This window comes from Isoptericola sp. BMS4 (assembly GCF_011634835.1).
Taxonomy (GTDB): domain Bacteria; phylum Actinomycetota; class Actinomycetes; order Actinomycetales; family Cellulomonadaceae; genus Isoptericola.
The window spans coordinates 1-233 of record NZ_SIRP01000007.1 but is presented as its reverse complement, the minus strand read 5'-3'; the positions used below and the strand labels follow the sequence as shown (position 1 = coordinate 233).

Below are 233 nucleotides of genomic sequence, written 5' to 3'. Positions count from 1 at the left end.
ATCAAGGACCAGTTCGGCTCCTTCGCGAAGTTCCAGGCCCACTTCGCGGCCACCGCCACCGGTATCCAGGGCTCCGGCTGGGCCGTGCTCGGCTGGGACTCCCTCGGCCAGAAGCTGCTGATCTTCCAGCTCTTCGACCAGCAGGCCAACGTCCCCGTCGGCATCACCCCGCTGTTCATGCTCGACATGTGGGAGCACGCCTTCTACCTCGACTACCTCAACGTCAAGGCCGA

Annotated in this window: 1 protein-coding gene; it reads left to right on the top strand. The window is 64.4% G+C overall.

Annotated elements, in window-relative coordinates; translation table 11 throughout:
- Positions 1-233, top strand: a 233-nt coding sequence (locus tag EYB28_RS19615) for a superoxide dismutase (RefSeq protein ID WP_205711071.1), incomplete at both ends; no start/stop codon positions are given.